The 2906-nt window shown below is 39.0% G+C and carries 4 protein-coding genes and 1 pseudogene; 3 read left to right on the top strand and 2 right to left on the bottom strand.

The genetic code is table 11. The annotated features are described in order from the left end of the window. Positions 1-107 precede the first annotated feature (107 nt). Genes PROCOU_RS16900 through PROCOU_RS16895 form a run of 3 tightly spaced genes read left to right on the top strand, consistent with a single transcriptional unit; the run spans position 108 to position 964 of the window. Positions 108-545: a M20/M25/M40 family metallo-hydrolase gene (locus tag PROCOU_RS16900; RefSeq protein WP_051994470.1), complete on the top strand. Its 438-nt coding sequence runs from the start codon at positions 108-110 to the stop codon at positions 543-545. Then, positions 530-763 (top strand): peptidase dimerization domain-containing protein, encoded by a 234-nt coding sequence (locus tag PROCOU_RS19420; protein WP_077913492.1) that lies wholly within the window; start codon positions 530-532, stop codon positions 761-763. Before PROCOU_RS16900 ends, PROCOU_RS19420 begins: the two co-directional genes overlap by 16 nt. 12 nt (positions 764-775) lie before the next feature. Continuing rightward, entirely contained in the window at positions 776-964 is a 189-nt protein-coding gene (locus tag PROCOU_RS16895) for a hypothetical protein (RefSeq protein WP_051994469.1), read from the top strand. Positions 965-1203: 239 nt separating this feature from the next. Here the strand turns inward: PROCOU_RS16895 and PROCOU_RS19415 are convergent. Both PROCOU_RS19415 and PROCOU_RS15705 read right to left on the bottom strand, forming a co-directional pair. Next, a pseudogene (locus tag PROCOU_RS19415) lies at positions 1204-2283 on the bottom strand (IS110 family RNA-guided transposase). 294 nt (positions 2284-2577) lie between these two features. Then, the coding region (locus PROCOU_RS15705; RefSeq protein ID WP_036074301.1) for an immunoglobulin-like domain-containing protein at positions 2578-2906 on the bottom strand (329 nt) is incomplete at its 5' end.

The raw sequence follows: 2906 nt of genomic DNA, 5'->3' as shown, positions 1-2906 counted from the left end.
AAATACGGAATTTCTTCTGAAACAGTAGCATATACAGATAAGCGAGTCAATTTAGTAAGCTGTATTGGCAAAAAAAAACTGGTAAAGTTCTAGGTTGCTCTGGCCATATGGATGTCGTAGATGCAGGCGATAGTAAAGCTTGGAAAACACCCCCTTTTCAGGCAACAGAGATTGATGGAAAGTTATTTGGTCGTGGGTCAACAAATATGAAGTCTGGTTTAGCAGCAATAGTGATTGCGATGATTGAGATAGAACAAGAAGGTACATTAGTAGACGGACAAATCAAACTGTTAGCTACAGTAAGCGAAGAAATTGAGATTGAGGAGGTTGGTGCAGCACAGTTAACGAAGCTAGGCTATGCGGATGATTTGAATGGCTTAATTATTAGCAAGCCAAGTGTGCGTCAAATTATCTATGCCCATAAAGGTTTGATGAATTACACAGTAGTATCTTACGGAAAAAAAGCACATAATTCTATGCTAAAACCAGGGATTAATGTTATCGATAACCTGTTGCTTTTTACACTGAAGTGGGACAATATGTAACGAGCATCCACCAAACAAATGATATTCTAGGCACCTTTACACATAGTGTGACAATAATCGAGGGAGGAAATCAAGTAAATAGCATTCCATCACAAGCACAGATGGAAGGGAATATCAGAATGATTCCAGAAATAAACAACGCCAAAACAGAGCAAATCTTTTGCACGATTATCAGGAGGTTAAACCAGCGAAGAGGTATCCAGTTAGAAATTACGTGAGATTATAACAAAATGCCTATTTTCAGTAATCCTAATTCAAAACTTGTAAAAATCGCTAAGACCATTGCGCAAGAACAATTTGGCGAAATAGTACCAGCGATTGGCTTGGCAGGCATGACAAACGCTGCTGAGTTTATAAAAGCGAAGAACCCATTTCCTCTCATCAGTTTTGGCCCGCGAGGTTTTGGAGAACCTCAATAAGCTATCGACCTACAACTTATTCCTCTATCTCTAGTATGATAGAAAAACAGTTGTAGGTCGATAGCTTTTTTCATGATGATTGGTGTCAGCGAAAGCTGACATGGGAGTTTGTCCCAGCCTCTTCTTACGTTTAGTCAAGTAATAGACCTTATACAATATATAGATATTGTAGACATGAAAAATTAAGCCTGCCCCCTTTTTCATTAAAAAAAAGGGGGCAGGCTGTTATAATAAAAAGGTTACGACGTTGTCGCTAAACGGTAGTCGTACATTTTATTGGTTATCGTAAGATAGTGGATGGTTTTCAATAATTTATTGATACATGTCATAGAGGCAACCTTATGACATTTGTTATAGGGTTCTTCTTTTTGTCTATAATAGTAGTGGACAATGTGATTGGGTGTATTCTGTTGCTTCTTTAACATGTTTTGAATCATAAGGTAAAGTAGTTTGCGTAACTTTGGATTGCCACGCTTATTAATACGATCCGAATAGAAAGTTTTTCCAGATTGGTAACGTCTAATATCGATGCCAGCATATGCATTGAGCGCTCTACTAGTCGAGAAGCGTCGAATGTCCCCAGCTTCTGCGATAAAGCGCACCGCGCTGGAGCTGCCTATCCCAGGGATTTGTCTCAATATAGCATATTCAGGTAGAGGCGAGGCCAATGCTTCCATTTCCTCAATAATCTCTTGCTTTTTACATAATAGATGACTTATTTTATCAGCATAATAGCGTACTTTAGAAACTGTAATATCTTCTAGCTTAACTGCGGGATAAGAAGCAGTACATTCAGATACAACGCCGAGTTCTGATTTGGGAATATCGAAACCAGCTCAGGAAACGTCAGTTGTAATGCGTTGTGTAATCTGCTTTTGATTAGGATGATTTCTTTGTCGATTTCCTCGTGAAATCTAGATAACACACGTAACTGTTGGTATTCGGTGCTCTCAAAAATCTTCGGTGTTCGATTAGAGGCGAGATATGTTTGAGCTAGTCTGTGCGCATCACTACGATCTGTTTTATGCCCACGCAATCGATCACATTGTTGTTTCGCCTCTAAAGGATTTAGTAAATAATAAGGGGACTGATTGGCTTGCATAAAAGATTCAAGAACTTTGGAATAAACGCCCGTAGCCTCAAATACGATTTCTAGATACTGACCATCCCTCACAAAAAGTGACTGAATATTAACCTGTAAGGCTTGAAAATCTTTCTTATTATGGCTGTATTTCTTTTTCCTCTACGCATTGTCCATGTTGATAAATAACCATGTAACTTTTCCCCATACTGACATCAAATGCAATAATTGTCTGCATGTTTATCCGCTCCTTTCTTTTTATCGAAGTGCTTTACTGAACTTTATCGATTCCAATTTCTTATACACGGTCTCAAAGGACCTAACATACTTCAACCTGATTCTTGATAAAGTAGTAAAGTAGATCCGTTTTTTATATGGGCTCGAAGCCCAAGGGGGCTGGTCGATCTATATCTCACAACTACTATAACAAAAAAATAGTAGGCAAGACCATGGCCTTGGTCTTACCTACTAATCTTAGTATGTTTTCTAGGTCAGAGAACTTTTTTCAGGCTTTATATCCTAGCCTTGATGCTTATTGTACTGTCTGTACTACCGTACGAATAACAGTGCTATCGCTATCTAAAAAGCGTAACTCAAATTCCTTACCCACTGTTTTTAGTGCTGCAACATCTTGTATATACACCTTATATTGTCCGTCTGTGATTGAACCGTAACGAACAAGCGTACCATCCACATACAATCCTACGCGTGCTACCACACCTGTCACACTTCCAGCCGCATAGCTTGATTTTGTAGTAACATCTGTCGGTGTTACGACTGTTTCCTTACTTACTACCGTTCCCATCGTTCTTTTTCCTTCTACCCCGGATTCATTGACAGCTACCACTTCAAAGGTTTGCC

The sequence above is a fragment of the Listeria rocourtiae FSL F6-920 genome (assembly GCF_000525975.1).
Classification (GTDB): Bacteria; Bacillota; Bacilli; order Lactobacillales; family Listeriaceae; genus Listeria_A; species Listeria_A rocourtiae.
This window is presented reverse-complemented; position numbering and strand designations above follow the sequence as displayed.

Excerpts from the sequence above, each read along its gene's own strand:
- PROCOU_RS16900 (WP_051994470.1), top strand. The coding sequence starts at position 108 with ATGGATGTCGTAGATGCAGGCGATAGTAAAGCTTGGAAAACACCCCCT.
- PROCOU_RS16895 (WP_051994469.1), top strand. The coding sequence starts at position 776 with ATGCCTATTTTCAGTAATCCTAATTCAAAACTTGTAAAAATCGCTAAG.